General features: G+C 60.6%; 27 protein-coding genes, 4 tRNA genes, 2 pseudogenes and 1 riboswitch. Of the genes and pseudogenes, 16 read left to right on the top strand and 17 right to left on the bottom strand.

The window, feature by feature from the left end:
- Positions 1-33 precede the first annotated feature (33 nt).
- Positions 34-924, top strand: coding sequence for a universal stress protein (locus AC1Q61_RS03400; protein WP_063315860.1), 891 nt, complete (start codon positions 34-36; stop codon positions 922-924).
- Between the two features lie 54 nt (positions 925-978).
- On the opposite strand, the gene AC1Q61_RS03395 is transcribed toward AC1Q61_RS03400, so the two are convergent.
- Positions 979-1,719, bottom strand: a complete 741-nt coding sequence (locus AC1Q61_RS03395; protein WP_007733901.1) for a VIT1/CCC1 transporter family protein — start codon at positions 1,717-1,719, stop codon at positions 979-981.
- 131 nt (positions 1,720-1,850) lie between these two features.
- On the opposite strand from AC1Q61_RS03395, the gene AC1Q61_RS03390 reads away from it, so the two are divergent.
- A complete protein-coding gene (locus AC1Q61_RS03390; RefSeq protein ID WP_007733899.1) occupies positions 1,851-2,609 on the top strand; it encodes an SDR family NAD(P)-dependent oxidoreductase in 759 nt (252 codons plus the stop codon).
- A gap of 3 nt (positions 2,610-2,612) precedes the next feature.
- Here the strand turns inward: AC1Q61_RS03390 and AC1Q61_RS03385 are convergent, their stop codons facing one another.
- The 10 genes from AC1Q61_RS03385 to AC1Q61_RS03340 form a co-directional block, all read right to left on the bottom strand.
- On the bottom strand, positions 2,613-3,245 hold the full coding sequence (locus tag AC1Q61_RS03385; protein WP_007733896.1) for a TetR family transcriptional regulator: 633 nt from the start codon (positions 3,243-3,245) through the stop codon (positions 2,613-2,615).
- Positions 3,246-3,359: 114 nt separating this feature from the next.
- Entirely contained in the window at positions 3,360-4,736 is a 1,377-nt protein-coding gene (gene ftsW / locus AC1Q61_RS03380) for a putative lipid II flippase FtsW (RefSeq protein ID WP_118603220.1), read from the bottom strand.
- 224 nt (positions 4,737-4,960) lie between these two features.
- A complete protein-coding gene (locus tag AC1Q61_RS03375; RefSeq protein WP_118603217.1) occupies positions 4,961-6,322 on the bottom strand; it encodes an MFS transporter in 1,362 nt (453 codons plus the stop codon).
- Positions 6,323-6,391: 69 nt separating this feature from the next.
- Complete coding sequence (locus AC1Q61_RS03370; RefSeq protein ID WP_118603214.1) at positions 6,392-7,786, bottom strand: NtaA/DmoA family FMN-dependent monooxygenase; 1,395 nt, start codon at positions 7,784-7,786, stop codon at positions 6,392-6,394.
- Positions 7,787-7,815: 29 nt separating this feature from the next.
- Positions 7,816-8,895, bottom strand: coding sequence for an LLM class flavin-dependent oxidoreductase (locus AC1Q61_RS03365; protein ID WP_118603211.1), 1,080 nt, complete (start codon positions 8,893-8,895; stop codon positions 7,816-7,818).
- 4 nt (positions 8,896-8,899) lie between these two features.
- Positions 8,900-8,995, bottom strand: a riboswitch (SAM riboswitch).
- A gap of 179 nt (positions 8,996-9,174) precedes the next feature.
- Entirely contained in the window at positions 9,175-10,803 is a 1,629-nt protein-coding gene (locus AC1Q61_RS03360) for an ABC transporter substrate-binding protein (protein WP_118603208.1), read from the bottom strand.
- 241 nt (positions 10,804-11,044) lie between these two features.
- Positions 11,045-11,121, bottom strand: a tRNA-Phe gene (locus AC1Q61_RS03355).
- Positions 11,122-11,191: 70 nt separating this feature from the next.
- Positions 11,192-11,265, bottom strand: a tRNA-Asp gene (locus AC1Q61_RS03350).
- 135 nt (positions 11,266-11,400) lie between these two features.
- Positions 11,401-11,473, bottom strand: a tRNA-Glu gene (locus AC1Q61_RS03345).
- Between the two features lie 112 nt (positions 11,474-11,585).
- Entirely contained in the window at positions 11,586-12,239 is a 654-nt protein-coding gene (locus AC1Q61_RS03340; protein WP_003940323.1) for a TetR family transcriptional regulator, read from the bottom strand.
- Between the two features lie 405 nt (positions 12,240-12,644).
- Here AC1Q61_RS03340 and AC1Q61_RS03335 point away from each other — a divergent pair, with 405 nt between their 5' ends.
- The 3 genes from AC1Q61_RS03335 (at position 12,645) to AC1Q61_RS03325 (ending at position 14,612) form a co-directional block, all read left to right on the top strand.
- Positions 12,645-13,136 carry a MarR family winged helix-turn-helix transcriptional regulator gene (locus AC1Q61_RS03335; RefSeq protein WP_007733882.1) on the top strand — a complete coding sequence of 164 codons (492 nt, stop codon included), beginning with the start codon at positions 12,645-12,647 and terminating at the stop codon, positions 13,134-13,136.
- The gene (locus AC1Q61_RS03330; protein ID WP_042922262.1) at positions 13,133-14,524 is read left to right on the top strand and encodes an MFS transporter; all 1,392 of its coding nucleotides are present in this window, start codon (positions 13,133-13,135) and stop codon (positions 14,522-14,524) included. Before AC1Q61_RS03335 ends, AC1Q61_RS03330 begins: the two co-directional genes overlap by 4 nt.
- 12 nt (positions 14,525-14,536) lie before the next feature.
- Positions 14,537-14,612 (top strand) — tRNA-Lys (locus AC1Q61_RS03325).
- Between the two features lie 215 nt (positions 14,613-14,827).
- On the opposite strand, the pseudogene AC1Q61_RS03320 reads toward AC1Q61_RS03325, so the two are convergent.
- A pseudogene (locus AC1Q61_RS03320) lies at positions 14,828-15,985 on the bottom strand (site-specific integrase); the annotation flags it as partial.
- A gap of 55 nt (positions 15,986-16,040) precedes the next feature.
- Positions 16,041-16,718, bottom strand: a complete 678-nt coding sequence (locus AC1Q61_RS03315) for a hypothetical protein (protein WP_492650943.1) — start codon at positions 16,716-16,718, stop codon at positions 16,041-16,043.
- A 104-nt stretch (positions 16,719-16,822) separates the two neighbouring features.
- Between AC1Q61_RS03315 and AC1Q61_RS03310 the strand changes: the two genes are divergently transcribed.
- From AC1Q61_RS03310 to AC1Q61_RS03275, 8 genes are all read left to right on the top strand, one after another.
- Complete coding sequence (locus AC1Q61_RS03310; protein ID WP_492650944.1) at positions 16,823-17,053, top strand: helix-turn-helix domain-containing protein; 231 nt, start codon at positions 16,823-16,825, stop codon at positions 17,051-17,053.
- Between the two features lie 237 nt (positions 17,054-17,290).
- Positions 17,291-17,758 (top strand): DnaB-like helicase N-terminal domain-containing protein, encoded by a 468-nt coding sequence (locus AC1Q61_RS03305; RefSeq protein ID WP_378535846.1) that lies wholly within the window; start codon positions 17,291-17,293, stop codon positions 17,756-17,758.
- Positions 17,759-17,802: 44 nt separating this feature from the next.
- Positions 17,803-18,852: an AAA family ATPase gene (locus tag AC1Q61_RS03300; RefSeq protein ID WP_492650945.1), complete on the top strand. Its 1,050-nt coding sequence runs from the start codon at positions 17,803-17,805 to the stop codon at positions 18,850-18,852.
- Positions 18,853-19,006: 154 nt separating this feature from the next.
- On the top strand, positions 19,007-19,450 hold the full coding sequence (locus AC1Q61_RS03295) for a hypothetical protein (protein WP_492650946.1): 444 nt from the start codon (positions 19,007-19,009) through the stop codon (positions 19,448-19,450).
- Between the two features lie 127 nt (positions 19,451-19,577).
- Positions 19,578-19,889: an FDXHR family putative zinc-binding protein gene (locus AC1Q61_RS03290; protein WP_492650947.1), complete on the top strand. Its 312-nt coding sequence runs from the start codon at positions 19,578-19,580 to the stop codon at positions 19,887-19,889.
- The gene (locus AC1Q61_RS03285; RefSeq protein ID WP_492650948.1) at positions 19,886-20,218 is read left to right on the top strand and encodes a hypothetical protein; all 333 of its coding nucleotides are present in this window, start codon (positions 19,886-19,888) and stop codon (positions 20,216-20,218) included. The genes AC1Q61_RS03290 and AC1Q61_RS03285 overlap by 4 nt, the downstream gene beginning before the upstream one ends.
- 298 nt (positions 20,219-20,516) lie before the next feature.
- Complete coding sequence (locus AC1Q61_RS03280; RefSeq protein ID WP_492650949.1) at positions 20,517-20,918, top strand: hypothetical protein; 402 nt, start codon at positions 20,517-20,519, stop codon at positions 20,916-20,918.
- A gap of 391 nt (positions 20,919-21,309) precedes the next feature.
- Positions 21,310-21,585 (top strand): helix-turn-helix domain-containing protein, encoded by a 276-nt coding sequence (locus AC1Q61_RS03275; RefSeq protein ID WP_378535836.1) that lies wholly within the window; start codon positions 21,310-21,312, stop codon positions 21,583-21,585.
- Between the two features lie 306 nt (positions 21,586-21,891).
- Here AC1Q61_RS03275 and AC1Q61_RS03270 read toward each other — a convergent pair whose 3' ends face one another.
- Together AC1Q61_RS03270 and AC1Q61_RS03265 are read right to left on the bottom strand one after the other, a co-directional pair.
- Positions 21,892-22,416 carry a hypothetical protein gene (locus AC1Q61_RS03270; protein WP_378535834.1) on the bottom strand — a complete coding sequence of 175 codons (525 nt, stop codon included), beginning with the start codon at positions 22,414-22,416 and terminating at the stop codon, positions 21,892-21,894.
- 116 nt (positions 22,417-22,532) lie between these two features.
- Positions 22,533-23,054: a hypothetical protein gene (locus AC1Q61_RS03265; RefSeq protein WP_492650950.1), complete on the bottom strand. Its 522-nt coding sequence runs from the start codon at positions 23,052-23,054 to the stop codon at positions 22,533-22,535.
- 119 nt (positions 23,055-23,173) lie between these two features.
- On the opposite strand from AC1Q61_RS03265, the pseudogene AC1Q61_RS03260 reads away from it, so the two are divergent.
- Together AC1Q61_RS03260 and AC1Q61_RS03255 are read left to right on the top strand one after the other, a co-directional pair.
- Positions 23,174-23,721: pseudogene (locus AC1Q61_RS03260) on the top strand (AbiJ-NTD4 domain-containing protein).
- Positions 23,722-23,797: 76 nt separating this feature from the next.
- On the top strand, positions 23,798-23,980 hold the full coding sequence (locus tag AC1Q61_RS03255) for a hypothetical protein (RefSeq protein WP_492650951.1): 183 nt from the start codon (positions 23,798-23,800) through the stop codon (positions 23,978-23,980).
- Positions 23,981-24,048: 68 nt separating this feature from the next.
- On the opposite strand, the gene AC1Q61_RS03250 is transcribed toward AC1Q61_RS03255, so the two are convergent.
- Positions 24,049-24,303 carry a Txe/YoeB family addiction module toxin gene (locus AC1Q61_RS03250; RefSeq protein WP_459113562.1) on the bottom strand — a complete coding sequence of 85 codons (255 nt, stop codon included), beginning with the start codon at positions 24,301-24,303 and terminating at the stop codon, positions 24,049-24,051.
- On the bottom strand, positions 24,300-24,551 hold the full coding sequence (locus AC1Q61_RS03245; RefSeq protein WP_021333320.1) for a type II toxin-antitoxin system Phd/YefM family antitoxin: 252 nt from the start codon (positions 24,549-24,551) through the stop codon (positions 24,300-24,302). Before AC1Q61_RS03245 ends, AC1Q61_RS03250 begins: the two co-directional genes overlap by 4 nt.
- A 542-nt stretch (positions 24,552-25,093) precedes the next feature.
- Here AC1Q61_RS03245 and AC1Q61_RS03240 point away from each other — a divergent pair.
- The gene (locus AC1Q61_RS03240; RefSeq protein WP_230359015.1) at positions 25,094-25,297 is read left to right on the top strand and encodes a hypothetical protein; all 204 of its coding nucleotides are present in this window, start codon (positions 25,094-25,096) and stop codon (positions 25,295-25,297) included.
- Positions 25,298-25,480: the final 183 nt, after the last annotated feature.

Raw genomic sequence — 25,480 nt, 5'->3', positions numbered from 1 at the left:
CGACCGATCTCGATCATTTCAGAGGGAGTAGACATGAACACACTTGCAGGACACCAGGATGTCGTCGCCGGTATCGACGGATCCGAGGCCTCGACGGCGGCGGCCCGGTGGGCGGCCTCCGTCGCGAACGCGGTGAACTCACGGCTGATTCTGGCGCACGCCCTGCCGCAAGAGGGCCCGATCTACAGTCCCGCTGCAGTGATGTTGCAGTCACAGTTCCTCAGCCAGATCCGCGAAGACGGCGAGGCGATCGTCGATGCCGCCGCCGCGGTGATTTCGGCCGAATTCCCCGAACTGACCATCGAATCCGAGATCGCGCCAGGGCCGGCGTCGACGCATATCCTCGAATCCTCGGGTACTGCACGCCTGATCGTGATGGGGTCGACCGGATCGGGTGCACTGCGCTCACGGCTGCTCGGATCGACCGCACTGAAGGTGGCCAATCATGCAACCTGTCCGGTCACCGTGTGGCGTGGTTCGGCGGAGAATCCCGGTCCGGATCAGCGTCCCGTCATCGTCGGAGTGGACGGAAGCGCGTTGAGCAAGAAGGCCGTCGAGTACGCGTTTCGTTATGCCGATCAGTTCGACGCGCCGCTCATCGCGGTCCACACCTGGCAGGGCTCGTCCACCTTCCGCGAAGGCGGAGCGGGAATCCTGATCGACTGGGAGGCTGTCGAGCAGGAGGAATCGGCGCTACTGGCGGAAAATCTAGCCGGTATGGCCGACCAGTACCCGGACGTGCCGGTCACCCGCATCAGTGAACCCGGTGCCGCTGCTCCCGTCATGCTCAAATACGCCGACGACGCACAGTTGATAGTTGTCGGAAGTCACGGCCGCAGTGCGATGGCGGGCGCCGTGATGGGCTCCACCAGCCAGAATCTGCTGCACCATGCGCCAGGGCCGGTCATGATCTGTCGCGCCTGAATTGCTGTGCGCCTTTATTAACCCCCCGCGGTTAATAAAGGCGCACAGCAGGGGTCAGGCGAGACCCGTGCCCACCAACTGACCTACTCCGTACGTCACGGCCATCGCCAGCGCGCCACCGATCACCACGCGTAGCACCGCCCTGGTCTTGCGAGCTCCGCCGAGCGTCGCGCTGATCGTCCCGGTCAGCGCAAGTGCGATCAGCACCGCGAAAAATGCGATGGGGACGCGGATGCCTGTCGGCGGCACCAGAATTGCGACCAACGGGATCGCCGCGCCGATCGTGAACGAGATTGCCGACGAAATCGCTGCATGCCACGGATTGGTAAGATCGTCTGGATCGATACCCAATTCGACTTCTACGTGCGCTGCGAAGGCGTCGTGCTCGGTTAATTCTTCGGCGACGCGGCGGGCCGTCTCCGGACTCAATCCCTTGTTCTCGTAGATCTCGGTCAGTTCCTGAAGTTCAGCCTCCGGGGTCTCGAGGAGTTCCTTCTTCTCCTTCTGCAGGAGTGCGCGTTCGGTATCCCGCTGAGCGCTGACCGAGACGTACTCGCCCAACGCCATGGACACAGCGCCGGCAACCAGTCCAGCAAAACCGGCTGTGAAGATTGCTGAGCGCTCGGTTGTGGCTGCCGCAACACCGACCACGAGGCCTGCGGTCGAGACGATTCCGTCGTTTGCACCCAGAACACCTGCACGCAGCCAGTTCAGGCGATTGTTCAAACTCGGTGCGTGAGGTTCCGATTCCCCACCGGGCGCCCCGTCGGTCAACTGCACACTGTCTCCGGACATGGCAACAGATTAGGACGATCAGTCCGGTTGCGATAGCAATCTGAGCCTGTCCTTCGCGCACTGATATATTCCGATTGGCACCCCAACCAAGCATTTGTTCGGTTTGGAATCGGCAGACATCTGGAGGCATTGTGAGCGCAGTACGCACCGCTTTTGTCAGCGGCGGAACCGGTGGAATCGGGTCGGCGATCGCCCTGACCCTTGCCGAACGCGGACACGACGTCGCCTTCACCTACCGAAACAACAAGGGCGCTGCCGAGCAACTGAGCGAGCAGATTCGAGCGCATGGCGTGCGCGCCCACTCGTACTCTCTCGACTTGACCGACGAGTTGTCGATCAGCGCCGCCGTCAACGATGCGGTCGATGATCTGGGCACATTGACGACGCTGGTCCACGCTGCGGGACCGCACGTCCCGATGACGCACCTCTCACGTGTGACGCCGGCGTTCTTCACCGAACAACTCAACCAGGAGGCCGCGGCGTTCTTCACCCTCGTCCACACCGCCCTGCCTGCGCTGCGTGCATCCTCGGGTTCGGTGGTGGCGGTGACAACCGCGGCAACGGATCGCTTTCCCGTGCGCGACGGACTCTCCGCTGGCACCAAAGGGGCTGTCGAACAACTTGTTCGCGGATTCGCCGCAGAGGAAGGACGCTACGGCGTCCGGTTCAACGCTGTAGGACCAGGCATGTTGACGGACGGAATGGCGGAGCGCCTGATCAGCTCCGCCGAACTCGACCAAGGCGCGCTCGACGTGACGATGAGCCGAATCCCGTTGAAGCGCTTCGGATCAGCTGCCGACATCGCCGAAGCAGTATGTTTCCTCGCAAGCGACGCGGCCGGATTCATCAGCGGCCAGAAGCTCAACGTCGACGGTGGCTACACCGTCTGAGCGCTATCCGCCCAACTTGCGAAAGACCAGTCGCACGGCAAGTTCCAGGTGCGCCATCACCTCGTCCGTCGTCATCCGGCCCGCAACCCACGAGACGAGACTCGACATCCAGACGTCGTCGATCACCTTCACCGCGTCCAACTGCTGCTGCGAGACTTCCTCGACACCGATCGCCTTCGCGAACATCTCGGTCACGACCCCACCGAGCGCGTTGAGTTCCGGAGTCGCCGACGCGTCCGCGAACATGTACGCCCGAACCAACGCTTCGTAACGGAGGTGATCGGTCTCGAGGACCTCCGTATTCTTGCGCAGCACAAACAGAATCCGGTCCGACGGAGTCTCGCCCGGGATTACAAAGTCTTGGAATCTGTCACGCAAACCCTCGAACATCCACAACAATGCGACGACAAGCATGTGGTTCTTGGACGGGAAATACCGGTAAACAGTGCCGATCGCGACGCCGGCGCGATCGGCCACCGATCGCATCTGCACCGCGTCGTAGCCGCCTTCGGAGGCGGATTCCATTGCGGCGTCGACAATCCGGCGAAAACGCGCTCGCTGCGACGGCGTCGTACGACGTCCGGTCACCGAGCTACGTTCGACCACCGACTGGTCTGCCTTGTCGCCACCTGCCATGTCCACAACCCTTATTAGACGTCGTTTTGCCGACTCCCAATGTAGCCGCCCAACGCAATTGTCGGGTGCATGACTGCCCGCTTCCGAACTGCCCGCCAGTGGAACTGGCCCAGATCAGGAAGCGCGCCGCGGCCGATCGGATCGGCCGCGTCTACGTGGATCTTCCGACCAGTCGCGAGAGGGTGCGCGTCGGCCCGGAGCTGGAGTCCGGCGTCTGTCGGGTTGTGGTGCCCGTCGTTCCGGTCGGCGTTGACCGCCAGGGGCAGGCTGGGCGCGGCGAGCGGGCGGCCTACGTCGATCGGTCTGTGGCTTCTTGGCAATGCCGAACCGAGGCTTGCCGAAGACCAGCGGTATCCAACCGCGACCGCTGCTCTCGACCGAGGCGACAGCCTCGGGCTCACGGAAGGCTGCGTGCGCGATGAGCCCGAACATCAGCAGGGTGGTGATCATCGACGTTCCGCCCGCCGAGATGAGCGGTAGTTGCAGACCGGTCACCGGAATCAGGCCGACGACGTAGGCGATGTTGATGAACGCCTGCACGACGATCAACGTCGTTGCCGTCGCTGTCATGACTTTGAGGAACGGATCAGTGGACCGTTTCGCGATCCGCAGCCCGACGATCAGAACCGCGGCAAAGAGAGCGACGACGATCAGCGCGCCGACCAGACCCAACTCTTCACCGATCACGGCAAAAATGAAGTCGTTGTGCGCCTGCGGGAGATAGCTCCATTTGGCGTCGGACTGTCCTAGACCGCGACCGAAGATGCCTCCGTTCGCCAGTGCGTACTTGGCCTGAGTGCTCTGGAAGTTCAAACCCTGCGGGTCGAGATCAGGATTGAGGAAAGCCTTGATGCGATCCGAGCGGTAACCAGCCGTAAGCCCGAGCACGAGAAATGCGACTGCGGAACCGAGTGTGAGGCTGATGAATGTCTTCATCCGAAACAGCCCGAACCACAGCACCGACATGAAGATGATGCCGATGGTGATGGTGGTTCCGAGGTCCTTCTCCAACACCACCAGAACCAGAACCAGCAACGTCGTACCGCCGATCACCGGCAGCGCGCGGTTGACGTCCATCCGCGCCTTCATGAACGACGCAACCGTCGCTGCGGACCAGATCGCCAGAGCAAGTTTGGCCAGCTCCGACGGCTGGAAGGAAATGCCCGCGATCACAAACCAGCTGCGAGCACCCATTTGTTCCGAGCCGATACCTGGAATCAGCACCAGGACAAGCAGAACAAGACACAGGATCAGCAGCCACGGGGACGCTCTACGCATCGTTTCGGTCGGCAACCGCACGACTGCCACGAACATCACCAAGCCGATCGCCGCGAACATGCACTGGGGCCAGAATCTGGCATAGGACGTCCCGGACAACACATAGGATTCGACGCCCGAAGACGACAGCACCATCAGCAGTCCGAACGCGACGATCAGCACGACCAGACCGACGATCATATGGAAATCGAACAGAGGCCGATTGGTCCACATCGCCGTTCGAGCGCGGAAGGGTGTCGATGTGCGGTCACGTTTGTCCGACGATCCACGGGGTGAGTTAACTGGCTCTCCACTCCCGCGACCGTTGGGCTTGTCTTCACTGCGACCGGTCACCACACAAGTATCGTCCCACGACTCCTAACCCATGGGTAACACAAGTCCCATGAGTCACACGGGCTCGGCCTCCCGAGGTCCATGTAGACCCACGAAATACCAGGTCACGTCCTTCGCCGGCGTCGGTCTGCCACCGCCCCCGCCAACGAGAGCGTCAACATGACCACGCAGACGGCAAGCGCGATCCCGAACGCACGTCCATATCCGTCGGGCGAGCATCCGAGTACACCGAGATACAACCCCGATACCGCGGCCAGCGAGATGGTCGCTGACAGGCGCTGAGACAGTTGAAGGAAACCCGCCGCAACACCGTTCGCGCCCGGCGGTGCATATTCGAGAGTCAGCACCCGATTGGGCGCGTCGACCAAACCGCTGGCAACTCCCGACAACACCGCCAGGACCACCAGCACCGGGATCAGATGTTCCCGCGGAATCAGATTGACCGCTGCGATGTACCCGAGGATGACAAGGATCTCGCCGACTATGGCAAAAACCACTGCACTTCGGCCGAACCTGGCAACCAGCCGCCATCCGAAAGCCGACGTCAATGCCATCGCGAGTGAGCTACCGGTCATGATCAACGCCGCACTCAGCGGGGCGAAGCCCAAACCTTCGATCAGATAGAGGCTGAGCACCGCGTTGACGGCGAGGATGGATCCGAACCAGAAGAGTGCAACCGTCGTACCCAGTCGGAAGCCCCGTGAGGCGATCAACGACGGAAGCAGTACCGGCGTCCCGCCGCGCTCGGCGTACCGACGTTCCCAGAACCAGAAGGCAACGGCAACGCCGAACGCACCGATCAGGAAAGCCGCGGCGACAGTAACACTGGTCCGGGTCACGATGGGCCACAACAGGAGCCCGGTCGTAGTCGCCAGCAGACACAGCCCAACCGGATCGATCGACGCGCCCGATCGGGTGGTTCGATCACGGCGCAGAAAGCGAAACGCCAGAATCAGTGTGATCAGAGCAAACGGCACGTTGAGAACGAGAAGCAACCGCCATCCGAAGTCGGCGTCGGAATACTTCAGCAGTACGCCACCGAGGATCGGTCCGGAAACGCCGGCCAGACCACCCGCGGTGCTGTACGCGCCCAACGCCTTCGCCCGAGCCTTTCCGGACACCCGGTCGGTGATGATGCCGAGCACCTGCGAACTGACGGTGCCTGCGCCGATCCCTTGCCCCAGCCGAGCCAACACGATCATCGACGGATCCGACGCACACGCTCCGAGGATTCCCATCACCGCGAAAATGCTCAGGCCTGCCAAGAACAAGCGTCGACGCCCGACGACGTCACCGAGTCGGCCCGCCGGCACCAGGGCCAAGCCGAAAGTCAGCGAATAGCTCGCAAGGATCCACTGCACCTCCGAGGTCGACGCGCCCAGCGACGCCCGGATCGACGGAACCCCGATTCCGAGCACCGCCGAATCGAGAAGGGTGGTGAAACCCGCAGCTACGCAGACGACGATTTCCCAGCGGACGGCCGAACCGAGCTTGGTGGATTCGGCCGTCGCTGTGACTGTGTGGGACAGGACCCGTTACCCCGCAGCTTCAGACGTGGCCCGACGCGTGAGCGGCGGTCGCAACCCCAAGTGCTCTCGCAGCGTCGACGTGGAGTACTCGGTGCGGTACGCCCCACGCTCCTGCAGTTCCGGGATCAACCAGTCGACGATCTCGTCGAGCCCGGTCGGCACCAGGTACGGCGAGATGTTGAAGCCGTCCGAAGCTCCATTGCGCACCCAATGGACCAACTGATCTGCGACCTGCCCCGGAGTGCCCGCAAAACCCGAACGCTGCGAGGTCTCGATAGCGACCTGACGTAGGGACAGATTCTTTGCCTCGGCAAGAGCACGCCATTCACGTGCGATCGCAATGGGGTCGTTGCCGTCCCGCGCGGAACCGCGCGTCTCCGAAACCGGGCGGGCAACCGGATCTTGCTCGGGGAGTGGACCGTCGGGGTCTCGATCGGAAAGGTCCTTACCCCACACCAGTCCGACGAGAGAGAGGGCAGTCTGACCGGTGAACTGGCCTTCGAGGACCCACCGTGCCTTCTCCTCGACTTCGGACTCGTTCTCCGCCAACACGATCTGCGTGCTGGGCAAGATCTTGACGTCGTCCTCCGGTCGCCCGGCTTTACGCAACCGAGCCCGAATGTCGTCGGCGAAGTCGAGCGCGCCGTCGAAATGAGTCCCGTGTCGCGAGAAGATGACGTCGGCATGGGTCGCCGCGAAATCGCGTCCACTCGGAGAATCACCCGCTTGGAAGATGACCGGATGCCCCTGGCGGCTTCGGGGAAGCGTCGGCGTCACGGAGATGTCGAACTGTGAAGTCTGCCTGCGCACGGCGCCGACGGCGCCCGGAGTAGACCAGTTCTCGGACGTACGAGAATCCGAGATCGCGTCGTCGGCCCACGAATCCCACAGTGCCCGCGCGGTTTCGATGAACTGCCCGGCACGCTCGTAGCGCAGGGAGTGGTCGAGGAAACCACCGCGACGGAAGTTCTCTCCCGTCCACGCGTTGTCGGTGGTCACCGCATTCCAGCCGGCCCGTCCGTCGGAAAGTAGGTCGAGGCCGGAGAGTCGACGCGCAAGGTCGGCCGGTTCGTTGTACGTGGTGTTCTGTGTCGCGACCAACCCGATCTTGTCGGTGATACCGGCGAGGGCGGCCAACTGCGCAATGGCGTCGGGGCGGCCGGCGATATCCAGATCGAGAATCTTGCCGTTCTGTTCCCGAAGCCGCAGGCCTTCACCGAGGAAGAAGGCGTCGAACAGACCTCGCTCGGCGGTGAGTACCAACCGCCGAAACGTCTCGAAGTCGATCTGGGATCCGCTCGCGGAATCGGACCAGATGGTGGTGTGGTTGACCCCCTGGAAGAAGACGCCGAAGTGAACGTGAGCGTCGGGTCGAGGTACGGCGGAGCGTGATGCAGTCATGGCCGAAATATCCTTAGCGCGAAGTCAAGTCAGGAGGAGTGGGCGAATCGATTTGCGGGCCGCTGCAGACCGAGGTTGTCCCTCAGGGTCGATCCCGGAACCGGGCGTCGCGTCAACCCGGCCTTGGACAGCGTCGGAAGCACGAATTTGGCCAGCACCGGAAGGTCCTCGTCGATCACGAGAGCATGGAAATGAACACCGTCGAGGTGTCCCGCCAATTCCTTCAGAACCACGGCCGCTTCCCCCGGATCTGCAGCCAGGAGCAGTCGGCCGGTGACGACGGCATTCCCGTACGAGTTCAGCTCGGTCCTCCGCTGCGCCGCAGACAGATTCGGCGTATCGAATGCCACATCGACCTCGGCGACCACCAATGACGCGCCCTCATCGCGCGCCTTGGCAGCCGACTGTGCAATGGTCTCCACCGAATCACCGGAAACGAGAACAACATCCGGCTGGCGTGGATCGATTTCGCCGTAGCGGCCGAACACCACCAACTGGCCTTGAGGCGGCCGCGGAACGATTGCGGGCCCCTTCACCGAGAACGTGTCGCCCTCGAAATTGACGTAATGCAGACGATCACGCTCGAGGAAACGCCCACTGAGATAGTCACGAACGACGGCGTCGTCCTCCCACGAGTCCCAGAGATCGGTCACAACGGTGACCGAATCCCGCTGCTCTTGCTGACGCGCCGACTCCGTTGTTACCGGAGCCCTCCCCCACGCCCTCGCCGCGGCATCGTCTTCGACCGGAACAGCAAGCCAGCCGCCACGCCCACGCGAGGAGTAGTCCAACGTCGCCAATTGCGAGGACGTATGAAACGGTTCGGCGTACGTGGTCCCGACGACGGGGACCAGCCCGATCGTGCTGGTTGTCGCCGCCACGTACGACGCCCTCGAGACGGCATCGATGCGGCCGACGACGTCACCACTCGGGGGGAGGATGGAATCGTCGAACGTCGCGAACGTGAAGCCGGCATTCTCGGCAGCCGCGACGCGATCGCGCACGGCTTTGCCCGTGAGCAGCTGGTCCGGGCGGTGTGAGCTTCGGCGCCAGGCAGCGGGGTGAGTGCCCTCGCCGTCCAGTTCGATACCCACGGCAAATACAGTCATGTGTCCTCCATCGGTCCTGGCGGTAGCACCCACACTGCGGTTAGGTAGCGGGTTGCTGCGGCATCATCGAGCCAGGTCTCTCAGCCACTCTGGATGGTGGATGCAATCTATGCGGGCCACGCTGGGCAAGTCAAATCACGCTTGTCGAATCATATTGACCTACAACATATTTCAATACAATCATCCTGATCGAAAGGGTTGCGCAACGCTAGCCGACGTAGACACGAAAGAGCCCCGCCCGACTCGCGTCGGACGGAGCTCTCGGTGTGCGCTGGAACGCTACTTCGCGCCCATCCATGCCTGATCGAACAGCATGATGCCGGTTGCAGTCGGAACCACACCGTGCACGTTCTTCTGCCAAGCCCAGAACGACGTGAGCCCGCCGATCGGCGCCGATGGAACCGTCTCGTTCCACAGCGTCTGAATTTTGCCGATGATCGCCAGGGTCGACGAATTGTCCTTGGCCTGTTGTAGATCTGCGATCAGCTGATCCATCGCCGGGTTCGCATATCCAGCAGTATTCGCCATCGAGGTGCTGTTGGTCGTGGAGAACAATCCGAGATCGAGAATCGACTCGTACATTCCGATGCCCGCGTGCGCGAGGTCGAAATCGTGCTTGACGTAGACGTTCTGCACGATGTCGCCGGCGTTGTTGGCCAAGATCAAGTTCACCTCGAACCCGACGGCCTGCAACAGTGACTGCACGGCGAGGCCGATCGCGTGGTCCTTGGGCTCACTGAGCGCGACGTAGTCGAGGCTGCCGTCGTATCCGTCTGCCTTCGCCTGATTCAGAAGCTCCTTGGCCTTTTCGGGGTCGTAGGCAATACCCGGTGTGTCTACATGCCATTGAGACGTCGGACCGAACAACTCCGAGCCCGGCAGTCCCTCACCGTTTTCCACTCGCTGATCGATCAACGTGGTGTCCAGCGCGTAGCCGATGGCCTGGCGAACGCGAACATCCGAGCCCGGTCGGCCCTCACGGTTGTTGATAATCTCGGCACTACCGGCATTGAGCACGTCGATGTAGCCGGGGTAGCCAGCGGACTTGGCGGAATTGATCGCCGACGTGAGGCCGCGAATGTAGGCGACATCGAGCTGACCGCTGTTCAATGATTCGAGATTGGCCTGCGGACCGTTGAGCGCAACCATCCGCAACTTGTCCAGCTTGGGGGCGCCGCCGTAGTAGGACGGGTTGGCCTTGAAGATTCGCTCGACGCTCGGTGTGAAGACATCTTCGGTGAAGGGTCCGGCTCCGATGGCGGTGAACTTGTCGCCCTGCTGCGAACTCGGGGCGACGATCATCCCGTGCCCGAGAGCGAGCATCGACGGAAAACGCATCCACGGCGTCTTCAGCTTGAATTCCACTGTCGTCGGACCGCTTGCCTGCGCCGATTCCACCGAAGCCAGCCACAGTTCGGCGCCATTGCCCTTGCCCGCGTTGTACCGATCGATGCTCGCGATCACGGCGTTGGCGTCGAGGGTGGTGCCGTCACTGAACTTCACACCGTCGCGAAGTTTCAGCGTCCAGGTGGCTCCGTCGTCAGCTGTCTCGAGCGATTCAGCCAACTTGGGCTCGAACTCGCCGCTCGCAGTGTCGTAACTCATCAGGACGTCGTACACAGCAGCGAAGGCCTCACCGCCGGAACCGCCGCGCGCGGCCGTCTTCGTCGGGTCGAGTGAGGGAACGAGCACCTGTACGCCGTACGTCATGGTCCCGCCGGCCACCGCAGTTCCCGGATCAGGCTGCTCGTTGACCATGCCGGTCACGACGTCCGCCGACGCGGTCGTCGTATCGGTCCCGCTGTCGTCACCATTGCTCGCGCAGCCCACCAATAGAACCCCGGTACCGAACAATGCGACGGTGACCCGGCTGACTTTCCCGATGCGCCAAGATCTCGAGTGCGACACGGAGATTCCACCTCACTTTCAGTAGACGCAGCCACGGATCGGCCGCAATCGGCTAATAGTGATGTCCTCTGTGGAGTGACGCCCAGCACGTTCCCGGTGACCGGAAACATTCACGGAGACAAAGGATGCGCATAACTGAGATGATCGGGCCGAGTGGTTGACGGCGACTGACATCCGAATACGAAAAAGCTCCAACCTTATGTTCGAAGAACATGAGATTGGAGCTTTTCGATAAGAATTATGGTGGCCAGGGCCGGGATCGAACCGGCGACCTTCCGCTTTTCAGGCGGACGCTCGTACCAACTGAGCTACCTGGCCGGACGGCACCCGAACCGAATGCCTATCGCATTGCTTTGTTCTCAACCGATTGATTGAGAACAAAGCTTTGCGACCCTGACGGGACTCGAACCCGCGACCTCCGCCGTGACAGGGCGGCGCGCTAACCAACTGCGCCACAGGGCCTTGCTTTTTCCTTGCTGTGAAACCGTACTACATCTTCGAGCCGCTCCCAAACCACTGTCCTGGCCTGGCATTTGTGCATCTCAAAGCGTGTCGTGCGGGTCAAACCATACTGCATCGTTTCGCTTTCGCAAAACGTACCCCCTACGGGATTCGAACCCGCGCTACCGCCTTGAAAGGGCGGCGTCCTAGGCCGCTAGACGAAGGGGGCCCGCCGGATCTCTCCGAACTAGTACCCCAACGGCGTTCCGTTGGGAGCTTGGATAGCTTATGGCACGGCATTCGGAAATCACAAATCGCCTGTTCACGGGCAGAAAAGTGCACTATTCAGTGTCAGGGAACTCGACTTGGGGCCACCCGTCACGATGGAACGTCTCCAACCACTGCGGCGTAGCCATGGCTTCGAGGACTACTTCGAGAGACTCCTCGAACCACTCGCCCAGATCTCCACTGGAGGCAATCAGGTCTGCCATGTACCGCTGACCGGCAAGGCTCGCTGCCAGTACACGCGTGAATTTGTCCGGGTCGGCGTCCTCTCGGAGCAAACCGTCGTCCTTGGCACGCAATGCCAACTCATAGGCGGTCTTTCCCCAGACCTGCCCACCACCGGACTGCACATCCTTGTAGAACTCGGGCTCGATGATCAGCCGGAATTCCGCCTGCACGATTACCTCGGCACGGAAGACCTCGGCAATGTCGAGCACGAGACCGTGCAAAGCGACGAATGGATCGAGGTCTGTTCTCTTGGCCCAACGATCAGTAATTCCAGTGAAGGTTTCGATAGCCGAGGTCAGAACCGCTCGCGCCAACTCTTCCTTGGACTGGAAATGGAAATACATGGCGCCTTTGGTGGCGCGGGAGCCCTCGAGGATCGTGTTCACCGACGCAGCTGCATAGCCGCGCTTGGCGAATTCGACTGCAGCCGCTTCGACCAGGGCGGCGCGGGTACGCCGCGCACGCTCTTGTTGACGTGCCATTTACGGTGTTGTGCCTCTCGCAGAGTTGGTACGCAGAGCCGCCGTGATCGGCGCCTGTCATCCCCCGAAACTTCACAATATCCCCTCCAACACACCCTACGTAAGGACTAGAGCCATACCCGCCAAAAGTACTAGACGCAATCGGCTGTTCAGGGGACAAGAACCGACTTTATGCCCAAAAGACACCAAGTGGTATGGTTTTGGCCGCTCGGGTGCGCCGCAGGGGGTGCGCATCCGAGCTTTTTCGTGCCCGAGATTCTGATAATTCGACCTCGCAGACGGAACTGCTTCGCCGACCGATGGACAGCAGTCCCAAGGTTTTAAACAACTAGTGCAATTGTTTATTCCCCCTTTTCCGTCGAAACCGTGCTGGCAGCATCGAAACAACACAGTTAGACTGTCTAAATGAACGTTGGAGAGGGTCGCAGCAAGGCTCGAGACGAGATCGACGTACTTTGGGACGATCTGGGTGCCTTCGTCCGACGTCTACGCACCAAACGCAACGACCACAAGCTCACGCCGAGCCAGATCCAGGCCCTCGGCCACCTCGACCGACAAGGTCCGTCGACCGCCAAAGAGTTGGCAAAATTCGAGCGCGTCACACCGCAATCAATCGCAAAGACCGTGGCCGCGCTCGAAGAACAGGGCATGGTGACGCGAAGGGCGGATCCATCGGACGGCCGCGCGGTCTTGGTCACGATGACCGAACTCGGCACATCGACCCTTCACGAAGACCGAACGAAACGAACAGAGTGGCTGGCTGAGGTCATCGACGCCGAGTGCACCGAAGCCGAGCGTGACTTGCTTCTGATCGCCGGCCGAATCCTGCGCAGACTAGGCCAGGGCGAGTCCCCAGCATCGACATCGATATCAGAGGAGTCACTGATGAACTCGTGACCACCGTCGTCGAAACGCCGACCCCCCAAACTCCCGTTCCCCTGAAACTGAGTCTTGCTCTCGGCTCCGGAACCGTTCTTCAAGCGCTGAACTCGTCGATGATTGCCGTGGCAATCGTCCCGATCGCCACATACTTCGGTTCCAGTTCAGGCACAGCGTGGGTCATCTCGGCCCTCTACATCGCGACTGCGGTCACGGCGCCGGCGGCTGGTCGACTCGGATCGATCCTCGGCGCCAAACGCGTCTACCTCGCCGGATTGGGCCTGATCGCTGCCGGATCGATCCTCGGCTCGCTCGCCCCGTCGCTGGGCTGGCTGATCGCCGCACGAATCCTGCTCGGAATCGGCACGGCGACACAGTATCCGAACGCAATGACCGTCATCCGCGAATACGCTGACCGCCACCGGACTCAAACCCGTTCAGCTATAGCAACACTCACCATTTGCGCTCAATCGGTCGTCGCGCTGGGGCCCACTCTCGGCGGGTTGTTGGTCGGCACACTCGGTTGGCAATCGATCATGTGGGTGAACCTCCCACTTGTCGTCGTCACTGCCGTATGGGTCTTCTTCGCCGCCCCGAGCGACTCCGCCCTGCCCGACCGGGCCGGCGCCGCTGCGTTGTTCAAGTCTCTCGACCCACTCGGCATCACCCTGTTTCTCGCTCTGACGACATCGACGATGCTCTTTCTCCTCTCTCTCGCCGAGCACGCGAAGTGGTACCTCGTCCCGTCGACGGCCCTCTTCGCGTTCCTGTTCGTCTGGTGGGAACGTCGAACGGCCTCGGCGTTCATCGACGTCCGTGCCGTCGCTCGAAACCGCGCACTGAGCATGACTCTCGGCCGGACGCTTCTGACGTACACGGCGTTCTACTGCATCTTCTTCGGGCTCCCCCAGTGGCTGCAGGTAGCCCGCGGAATGTCACCGATCAGCGCCGGACTCTTCATGCTGCCTGTCGCTGCGGTCGGGATCTTCGCGACCATGTCCGCGTCCAGGGTGTACGGGAAATTCGGCGCACGGATCACCCTCCTGATCGGCACCGCCGCGTTGGCTGTCGGCGGGATTCTGATCGCCTTTGTCGAATCGAGTTCGACTCCCCTTGTGGCACTCCTGCTGATTGCGGCGATCCTGGGCATTCCCAACGGCTTCAACAACATGGGAAACCAGAACCTGATCAACTCGGTGACCACCTCCGCCGACGTCGGAACTGCGATCGGTCTGTACCGAACAATCCAGTACATCGGCGCCAACCTTGCGGCCGTCGTCATCGAGCTGACCATGCGCGGAACCATCGACGACGCGGGTCTGCATCGCACGGGCGGGACCATCGCCGTCATCGGAATCGCCCTTCTGGTGGGGGTGGTGTTTTCACGGACTCTGCGGTCCCGTTAGACTCTGCGCCGCGCCCCTATAGCTCAGTTGGTAGAGCTACGGACTTTTAATCCGCAGGTCGTAGGTTCGAGTCCTACTGGGGGCACCATCCTGACCAGGATCGTCCTGTTCAGATTGTGGGACAGGTACGTTCGGATCGGCGGGAGTGGTCACCAAGTGGTCACGCCCGCCTTTTTGTTCCCTGTTCGAGCGCGGTACGAGACCGGCCGCAGCTTCGGCAGCCTTGGAGTCCACACCAGCCAAAAGGTGGCTGTACGTGTCCGCTGTGATGGCGATCGACGAGTGCCCGAGCCGCTTACTGACGATGGTCAAATCGACGCCGGCCGCGAGCAACAGTGACGCCTGACCGTGGCGCAGGTCGTGCAGACGGATCGAGCGCACACCCGCGGCCTTGGTCAGCTTGTTGAACTGATCGGTTACGTACTGCGGCGGGTAGGGCTGTCCGTTCTCGCGAGCGAAGACGAGACCGTGTTCGACGTAGGCGTCACCCCACTCGGCTCGCTCCATGTCCTGTGCGAAACGGTGAGCCAGCAGAACCCCCGCGGTGTGCGCGTCGATACCGACCACACGATCTTCACCGCTGGCCGTCTTTGGCTTGCCGAACTGGAACTGTCGGTGCTCTCCCCCGCAGTACTCGCATTCGATGCCCGTTCCGTCGATCTCCACGAGCTGTTGACGAACGATGACGGTGTTCTTGTCCAGGTCCACGTCATCCCAACGCAGCCCGCAAGTCTCACCGCGGCGCAGTCCCGTCATCGCCATCGTCTCGTAGAGCGTGCCGAGTCGGTCGGTCGTGGCGTGGTCGAGGAACTTGCCTAGCTCCTCGGCTTCCCACGGCTTCACCTTGGGACGGTTGGCGCGAGGCAGTTCGAGGTTCTCGGCAGCATTGAATGCCACGAGGTGCTTGCGCTTCGCTGAAGTGAGCGCGGTGCGCAGCGTTGCGTGGACGCGCCGGATTGTTGCAGGACTCAGTGTCTTCGGGTGGCGGCGCGCTCCCTTTGCGATCTGTGCGTCTACCTCAGGCTTGGCCTTCGGCTTCGCGATGTCCCGTAGGAACTTCTCGACATGGGTGGCGCGCAGCTCACCGAGACGAAGCCGCCCGAGATGGGGAATCAGGTACGAGTTCACGTGCTGCTCATACGACCGGATCGTCGTCGGCCGGATCCCCGAATCTCGTTTCGCTTCGATCCAACTACGCAGATAGTCAGCGACAGTTAGTTTGTCGTCGTGTGCGAGCTGTCCGGTGCCGGCAGCGTGCAGGAACGCAGAGAGTGCAGCTTCGGCCTCGTCGCTCGACCGGAATCCGGACTTACGAACCTGGCGACGCTTGCCCGTTGACGGGTCATTTCCCACGTCAGCGACGAACACCCACGAGCCGTGAGCTTTGCGGCAGGCTTTGCGCCGGCCCTTTGCATCACGTTCGACGGGGCACCTGCACCGCTTAAGAACACTACCTCTCATGTCCCTTGGCTCCTCGCTACTCAATCAAAGATCTGCACTGACTGACCCGCCGGCGCTAGTTCGCATCGTCGTCCAACAGACTCTGCTCCTCGCGGGGAGAGAGAACTCGGGGCACGCTCGCCCCCAAGCTTTTCAAGCGACCTCTGATGTGGCCGAGCTCTTCGACCAACGACGACTCGTAGGCCGAAAGCCGCCGAGTCTCGAGCGTTTGCTTCTCCCCCGCTTCGGCATAGGCCTCGTTGGCGCGCTGAGTAACTGAGCTGTACTCGTCAGTCAGGCTCTCGTGCCGCCGCAGCAGCATAAGGACCTCGGCCCCCTCTAACCATCTACCAACATACGAAATCGTAGTGCTCGATACCTCCTCAAAATGGGACTTAAAACCCTCGACACCGTGGAGTTCAGCCATTGGTGCCTCACCTGTGAACCAGCGCAGAGCATCCCACGACGTAGCTTCAATTTCAGGAAGCACCTTGATTTTCTCCTCCGCTAGCCCTGGATACAGCAGCACAACCGGAGGTACATCAAGAGCTCCCGCGAGCACAATCAGCTCCGCAACGCCAAGTAGACCACCACGGTCACCCCGCTCGAGGTCGGAAATCCTGGATCTGCTGACTCGGTACCCCAGCTCAGCCGTGCGATCAGACAACCACTGAACGGTCGACTTTCCGCGGGCTTTACGTATCGCGTCGGCAACCCTCTGCGTTGTGTCTCTACCCCAACGATCATTCGTCATTCTGCGAACTATACCGAGATCTTGCGTAATTTGGCACAATCACACAGAATGTGTAGCACAACGAGCAATCGATCGATTTCTCGCAGAACAGCGAAGGACTCCTCATGCCCACTGCACCAGAAGTGAAACCGGACGTCACGATCACAGAACTGCAGAGTGCGCCACCAACAGTCAGCTTGTGGCCCACCGCCGGTCAAGCACTCGGCATAGGGCGCTCGCACGCCTACAAACTTGCAAGCAGCGGGGAATTCCCAGCCAGAGTGCTTCGCCTCGGCGGGACCTATCGAGTACTGACAGCCGATCTGCTGTCCGTCTTGGGAATCGGTGACACCTAAGAATTTGATCCCAGTCACTGTAGGGATTTCTAACTTCTAAGCACCGAGATGAGGATGGTCGGGACCTCTGGCAAGGTCCCGACCATCTAACTCAAGTTTCTCGACACCCACACAGCTCGAGCAACAAGGTATCCGCCGCCAAAAGCGTGCGGGGGATGCGAAACCCTTTATCCAAGGCAGAGTTTCACGTTGACAATTGTATACGACAACAGCCCGCCAGCCATCCCGGAACGGGAAATGATCTCCGCCGAGACGATGTTTCTCGGCGCATTAATGTGGGCCCGACCAGCCGAATTACATACGATACTCGCCCATGTCGATAGCCACGACTGTGAAGATCCTTCTGCACGAACGATTCTGGCAGCAATCCGCAGACTGGCCGAAGCGAAACGACCCACTGACAGCACCGGCATCGCTGACGAACTGCAACGCAATGGCCATCTTGGTGGCCACGCCGGTCAACTGGTCAGTCGTCGACTTCTAGATGCCGTCACTTGTGGCGCCGACGCACACGGACTGCGAACCTACGCCGCCGCAGTCGTATCCGCGTCCTACCGACGCCGGTACAGCGCACTCGGCCGCGGTCTCATTGAACACGCGGACAGCTGGCGAGAGGATGACCTACTTCCCTATCTCGTGGCTGAAGGCTCAGAACTTCGGCTCCACTCGAAGAGGCTAATTGCACTCCGAGGTGATTGCGCATGACCGCGCTCTCGTCAACGACGAACGGTCAAGTCGTGGATAGCACGATGCCCACTCGGAAGCCCCTCAAAGACCGACTGTTGACGCTTGCCAGTCTCGCAGACATCGGTTCCGTCGAAGCGCTCGTGGACGGAATCATCTATCGCGACACCATTGCCCAGCTGTCCGGCCCCCCTGGTTCGTACAAATCGTTCTGCACCGTTGGAATGAGTGTCGCCGTCGCAGCCGGCGAAAACTGGGAAGGGCACCATGTGCCCACGAAAGGGAAAGTTGTCTACGTCGCAGCGGAAGGCGCGACGGGATTGCGAGCCAGAATCCTGGCTTACTGCGAGCTTTCCGGGATCGATCCCGACGCACTCGAGGGGCAACTGTTCATCCTGCCCTGCCCAGTACAGCTCGGCGAGCTCATTGATATCAGTGAAGCCGTGGAGATGGTAAAGGAGATCGATGCTGACTTACTCGTTCTCGATACGCGGGCACGGTGCACAGTCGGCTTGGAAGAGAATTCGGCGACAGAACAAGGGAAAGCCATCCGGGCGCTTGAGCTGATCCAGAAAGCTGCCGATTGTGCGGTTCTCACCGTCCATCACAGCTCGCGCGGCGGGACCGCTGGTCGTGGATCGAACGCATGGGACGGCGCCGTATGGTCCGACCTTCGCCTCGAAGGTGGTGATCTCATGGCAAGAATCCATGTCGAGAAACACAAAGATGTTCCTGCCGGGATGGACTACCACTACCGACTCGTTCCACACACGGTCAGCAAGAGGCTGATGCCGGAGGCCGACGAACCGCAGCGGCGAACACTGGTGCTCATCCAGGCCGACAGTATGTCCGGAAATGGCGCCCGAACAAACCTTCTCGCCGCCGAGAAGAACAGCAGCCTGCTTCTGGACATACTCCGAACAAAGCTGACCCAGGACGGTCTACCGGGATCCGAGATTCGAGAGATCGCCCTCGAACACGGCATGAAACGCACCTCGTACTTCGAAGCGTTAAAACTGCTGGTCAATAGCAACAAACTCAAGAACATCGGTACCGAGAAGCGAACCCACTATGTCGGGATGCCTGCATTTTTCCCTGCTGCTGACGGCCCGTGATCGAACAACGTCCAAGTTTGTCCGGAGTTTGTCCGAGGTTTGTCCGCGAAGCGCCGTTATGTTCGTCCGCTCTCTCCTCTCTAAGGAGAGCGGACAAACGGACAAACGCTGACTACGAATCAGCACCTCCGATCACCACCACCTAAGAGAGACCATGACTGTGCCGAACCACACTGCTGTCGACGCCGTCGCCTACGTTGCGAACATCGTCGAAGCCCGCGTCCAACGCGCGATCCACGCTATCGCGGACAACATTCCCACCGCGCGAACAACAGCCGACGACCTCTACGAGAGCAATCGGCGTGCACTCGACTCACTCAGCCAACTCATCTACGACGTCCACGATGCTGCGCGAGCACACACCACCAGCTCCACGTACTCCGACGGTCGCCCAGTTTCATCCACCGTCGAAATCGGCAACACCGGCGGAACAATCACGCATCACTGGAACCCAGACCCCACTAAGAACACACAACAGCAGTTCGACGTATTCACCAGCACAGGACGCACCACCATCACCCTGATCCCACCCGCGACAGCCAACGCCACCTTCCACCCCTACAACGCCCCCGCACAACCCGAAGGACCACTCGCATGACCGACCTCATCGCAGTCCATCGCCAACAGCGCACCAAAGCGCCAGCCAAACGCTGCACCACCACACACTGCGCACAACTCACCCGACACCCAACCCAACTCTGCCCAGACCATCGTGGAAACCGCCGATGAACACCAAACCCAACCAAACACCCACAGACACTCTGGAAAACCCGCACAGCGGAGAACCCCAGGCCGAAAAACCCCACCCCAATACCACCGCAATACACACCAACTGCTGCGCAGCCACCTGGACCGGACTCACCACATGCCACTGCAGCAACTGCCACACAACCTTCACCAGCCCCAGCGCCTTCGACCAACACCGACGCCACAACCACTGCCTACACCCCACCGCCGCCGGCCTCACCCAAATGCCCCGACAATTCACCGCCTACGGCTGGCCCGGAACCCACCCACAACGAAAGCAACCCACATGAACACCCGAATCCACCAAATACTCGACGCCACAATCAAACCCACACCAAACACCACACCCGACAAACTCGACCGCGCAACACACAACCTCATCTGGCAAGCATCCGCCAACACAGACAGCCCAACCCGACTCATCAGCCTCATCACCGACTACAACCACACACTCGGCACCAACGGCCACCACTACACCGCCATCGCAATCACACAAATGGCCACCATGATCCTCGAACCAATCCTCGAACTATGCGACGCCGAAAACATCCCAGTCAGAAAGGAATTCAAACGCGCAGCACTCGAAGTAAAACTCCGAAGCACAGGAATGTCCGACTAACGACGAATCCATTCCGAGGCCCATCTGGTTCTCACACACCAAGCGTGTTTCGGCTCTTACCTGCACCCCGCACCAACCGGTCGGAGCCTCGTGTGCGCGCGTGTGCGCGCGCGAGGAATCGTTTTGAACATTTGTTCTGGCTCGTCCATTATTCGTTTGAAGGGAAAGTTTCATGTCTGTTTCGCACAATGGGTCACAAGATGATCGAGCTGCGTCGATCGAGTCCTTGAAGGAGTCTCACCGGGGTCGAACAGGTCCTGGGGCTCAGTCTCGACGCCGCGAGGAGGCGAGGGCCGAGTTGGATGAACAGGTTGCCAAGGCTTTGGATGTTCCGATGTCGCAGGAGGAGGCTCGCGCTGCCCGCGAGGTGGAACGTCTCGAGGAGGAGGCTCGGATTGACGCAATCCGGGAGCGCAAGCGCGCAGGCCGGACTGATGATGATGTTGCCGCATTGATCGAGGAACGGCGCAATAGGGATCAGGATCGATCCGCACGGACGGCAGCCGCGCACGACTCGGAGGTGGAGCGCATGAACGCAGTCGGGAGGCAGGCGAGGGCTGCGCATTTGGCGAGGCAGTCGACGTACCGGACTGAAACCGTCGCGCGTGCTCAGGAGCGTGCGGAGGCGAAGCGCAAAGCTCTCAGGGAACGTCAGGCGTTCATTTCCAGTGGTGGTCGCGTGACGTCGATCGAGGATTGATGGAGTGTTCGCCCGGCCACTCGACGCGAGCGGCCGGGCGAACGTTTATCAGTCGGAGTTCGCGGCTGCTCGGTTGATGAAGTCTCGTACGTCGGCGGTGAGCCAGCGTAGGCCGGCTCGGGTGCCTAGTGGGCAGAATCCTTTTTCGTACAGGGGGTGTCCGCCGCGGTTTCGGCCTTTATGGACGGCTGCTGGCGTGATGCTTAGTACCGAACACAGTTCGGCGAGGGTCATCAGTGGTTCGATCGCTGGTGGGTGGTGCGGTGGATTTGGTTTGGTCACGTACTCTCCGATTGTGTGGACTGTTGAGTATCGTTGATTGAAAAACGTTGCGCCACTTGATGGTTATCGAGTGGCGCGCTAGACACTAGATATCTGGGTGGATCCGGGGATGGGTGGCGGGAAGGTGATGGGTGACGACGAACTGACGACTCAGGAAGCTGCGGAGATGCTGGGCGTCTCACGTCCGACGTTGGTGCGGTTGCTCGAGGAGGGCGAGATTCCGTTCGAGAAGCCCAGTCGGCACCGGAGGGTCAATCTCGCGGATCTCCTCGCATACAAGTCTCGTATCTCGGAGCGGCGCAGTGCGGTGCTCGCTGAAATGACTGCTGACGCGGCGGAAGACGATGACTTCCACGGCGTTAACGGTTTCGTCGAGACGCGATAATTTCGCAGATCCCGGATATTATTGCCGGCGATGAAACATGGTTTGTGTGCACCTATGGATGCCTCGAAACGACATGGCCGTGATTCCGAATCGCGCTCTTACACTGCAGTTGTCGGGTTTCCGCAGGTCTGACGGCGTGAGCCACCCCGTGGCGGTTTTTCGGGCACACCGTCGCGAATCGATTTCGATGCCGTCATGACCCCGTCTTCGGAGTGGGCAATGGCCGGGCAGATCGGTTCCAACAGCCCCGGCATGCAATCCGCATGCCGGGGCAAATGCCTTAACGGCTTATTGCTGTTCGACGTGTCACGAACCGAAAGGGCTGCTGAGGCTTCCGGTTCCGTTGCCGGGCTCAGTTGTCGGCGTGCCGATCGTGAACGGCGTTTCAGTCAGTGAGTAGACAGGTTTGTTGTCTTCGATAGCTACGCAGACAACACCGGAAACGTAGTTGCCGTCGTCGATGAAGAGGATCTTCGCAGTCTTTGTCTCACCTGCATTCACGTCAACCCAGGCGTCTCGGTCAGCCCCCTGCGAGGTGCCTGTGTTAGGGGACACCGGCGTTCCCACGAAGAAGTTGATCGGGTTATTGGCGATGTCGAGTTCGGCGCTTTCGTGAAGCTTCTTTGCTTCAGCTGCCGTATGCACCCACGGCCCCGTGCACTGCCCGATGTTTCCTCCGTCGGGGGCTTTGATTGTCACGTTCGCAGTGTTCGCCACGCTCGTTACTGTCACTGTGGCAGCGGGCGCAGCGTGTGCGAGGGCGGGGACTGCGAAGGCGGTCGCTGCCGCGAGGGCCGTGACGGTGGTGGCGCGTCTGATCAGGCTGGTCATTGGGCCTTCTTTCGTTCGGTCATAGGGAATCTTGGCGGTGAATGAGGAAACTCCGGCGCGGGATTTGCTCACCGGGGCTGCATTTGTGGAGAAGAAGACGTGTGTTGGGCGGTCGGTCACGAACCGAACGGGCTCCCGATGCTTCCGGCTCCGTTGCCGGGCTCAGTTGTCGGGGTACCAACCGTGAACGAAGTCCGAGCTAGCGTGTAGACGACTTTCCCGTCCCAGTCCTGGCATAGGGCCCCCGCCACGTATTCGCCGTCCCTGAGGAACGGAATCGTCAGGGTTTTCGTCTCGCCAGGCTGAAGGTAGGCGTACGACTCGAACGACGGGTTGTCGGCTGCTGTCGGGGATGCAGGATTGCCGACTAGCCAATTTCGTGGATTGTTCGCCAGGTCGAGCAGTGGACTTGCGTCCATCAGTTTGGCGTCCTGGGCTGTGTGCACCCACGGCCCCTGGCAATTGCCGTTCCGGGTGAGACTGTCCGGCGCGTGAATGGTCACGACGGCCGAGTTGGTTCCAGGCTCAACGGAAATAGTGGCGGGCGTCGGCGCTGCGGAAGCGAGCGCGGGAACCGCGAGGGCTGCCGCTGCTGTGAGGGCGGCGGTGGTCGTGAAGCGTTTGATTTTGCTGGTCATGGGCCGTCTTTCGCTCGAAGTCAGCAGATCGTACCAATCAGTCTGAAGTGGGGGTATGGCGCAGGGCCGGAGAACTGGCCCGCACAAAGTCGACCGTGAACCAGTCGGTCGGATTTGGCATGAATGGCGCGATGAGATTCTCAGAAAGATACGGCTACGCACCCATCCGTAGTGCGATCCAAGTCGAGGTGCTAGACGACGCGACACGCACCCAGATTTGGAATCTGCTCTACGCAACCGTGTTCGACCACGGCGCGATGGCCGACTACGAAGTCGATGCGTTGTTCGCCCCTATATGGACTCTTCACTATGGGTATGACGCCGACCAGTACCGGAGTTCCTACGACATCGACACCTGGGTGAAGACATGGATCAAGAAGGGGCCGTGGAACGGGTCTACGACCTGGTGGAGGTTCTGACCGGGAAGGTGCCAGCGTTCGCCGCTTCAATTAACTCACTGCTAGAGGAACACAAAGCGGGCTATCGGGTGCTGGCGGGGCGCGTCGTCCCAATTTCGGATGAAGCAGAGGTGTCGGAGATCGAAACCGCGATCGGTTCGGAGCACGAAGGGACCCGGCACCACCTGAAGCAGGCCTTGGATCTTTTTGCTGATAGGGACAACCCTGACTACCCAAACTCGATCAAGGAGTCGATCAGTTGCGGTTGAGTCGAAGGCCGGCCAGCTGACTGGTAGAAGCACCTTAGGGAAAGCCCTCGACGAGATCAAAAAGTCGGGTCCGTACGTGCATCCGTCTTTGGTCGAGGGGTGGAAGAAGATTTACGGCTGGGCGAGCGATGAGGACGGGTTGCGTCATGGCTGCGATTCGGCGCCGACCCCGGACCAGGATCTCGCGCGATACATGCTGGTGACCTCGTCGGCGTTCGTGAACCTGCTGACCGCGGCCGAAGCGAAGCAAGGCAAGTGACGCGTACGAATCCTCGGAGTTGAATGAGAAAACCCCGGCGCGCAAATCACGAACCGGGGCTGTTGCTTTCAGTAGTGTCGCCGTGCCTGCTGGATGACGATGATGTCATCTTTGACGACGTAGACGAGACGATGCTCGCGGTCGATGCGACGAGACCAGGCGTTCAAGTCGCTGTATCGCAGAGGTTCGGGTTTACCGGTCCCGGTGAAGGGATCCCGCTTGATGTCCTTGATCAGATCGTTGATCTTTTTGAGCATCTTGCGGTCTGCGACAGACCAGTGGGTGTAGTCATCCCATGCGTCGTCCGTAAAGGCGATATTCACTCGAGAAGCTCTCTTTCGGTGTATTCGCCACGTCGGGTTGCCTCCAGACTGCGGATCAGGCGCATCGCGTTTGCAGGCGATGACAGCAGGTGCGCGGTCTCGACGATAGAGTCGTAGTCGTCCTTCGAGAGGAGAACGGCGTTCCCCTTCTTTGAGACGATTTCGATCGTCGTGTGGTCGTCGTTGACCTGCTCGATGAGCGGGAACAGCGACTTCCTGGCGTCCGTGGCGGTGATGGCATTGGACATACGGCCTCCTGAACAGCAGCTCGCATCGATGATGATTTCGGTTTTTGGTTTCTACGCCACTGTTGCTACCTAGTGTACCAAACCGGTACCTAATTAAGTACCACTATGGTTCACGATGCCACTTGCGGCAGTTCAAGTGCCCTTACCAAGGACCCCAAGCGCTACTTCTGGCTCGCCTCCGTCCACCCCGAACGCCAGGATGCCCCGAAGACTGCGATGGATAGCCGCGTCGACGATTTCGTCGGGACCCTTGCACACGCAGGTCATAATTTCAGGTCATAATTTGCGAATTTCGACCGAAGACGTCATTTTATGACTGCGAATGAAATATCAACCGCGAGCATTCCTCGCGGAGACATGCCGAGCGAATGCGCTGCTTCGACTGAGTTTCCCAGTCGATGCCAACGCACGCTGTTTCCCAGTCGATGCCAACGCACGCTTGAATGCTGCCGATGTAGAGCCCAGCTCCTTCGCAACTGCGAAGAACAATCCCGCACAGGCTCGCCTACTCAGAAACTTGAAGGGGGGTGTAATTTGGGAATATGACATTGGATCCCCTGGCGCGCGTTGCAACCACGGCGGCGACCAACAAAGCGGCACAACAATCGTCGATCGATGCAGCAGAAGCCCACCGTGCGGCGATCTACGCAGCAATAGACGCTGGCATCCCCATCGCGGACATCGCGAGGGCGGCCGGCGTCAGCCTGTCGCGGGTTTACACGATCGCGAAGGCCCGCCCCAAGTAGCTACGAGCACCCGGCTTGACGAACTAGTTTTTGAAGGGGGGTTGAATTACTTTAAAGGGGGGTGTAAAAATGAATCAGCCCCAGGGACACCAACCTGGATGGCACATCCCCTCGAGTAAGGCATCCACATGGCACACATCACCCCAATCAGGCCTCGAGTCACAGACATACAAGGCAAGGAAG

This window comes from Rhodococcus sp. MPR-R1B (genome assembly GCF_058793255.1).
The sequence above is the reverse complement of the archived record's forward strand: the minus strand, read 5'-3'. Positions and strand labels throughout refer to the sequence as shown.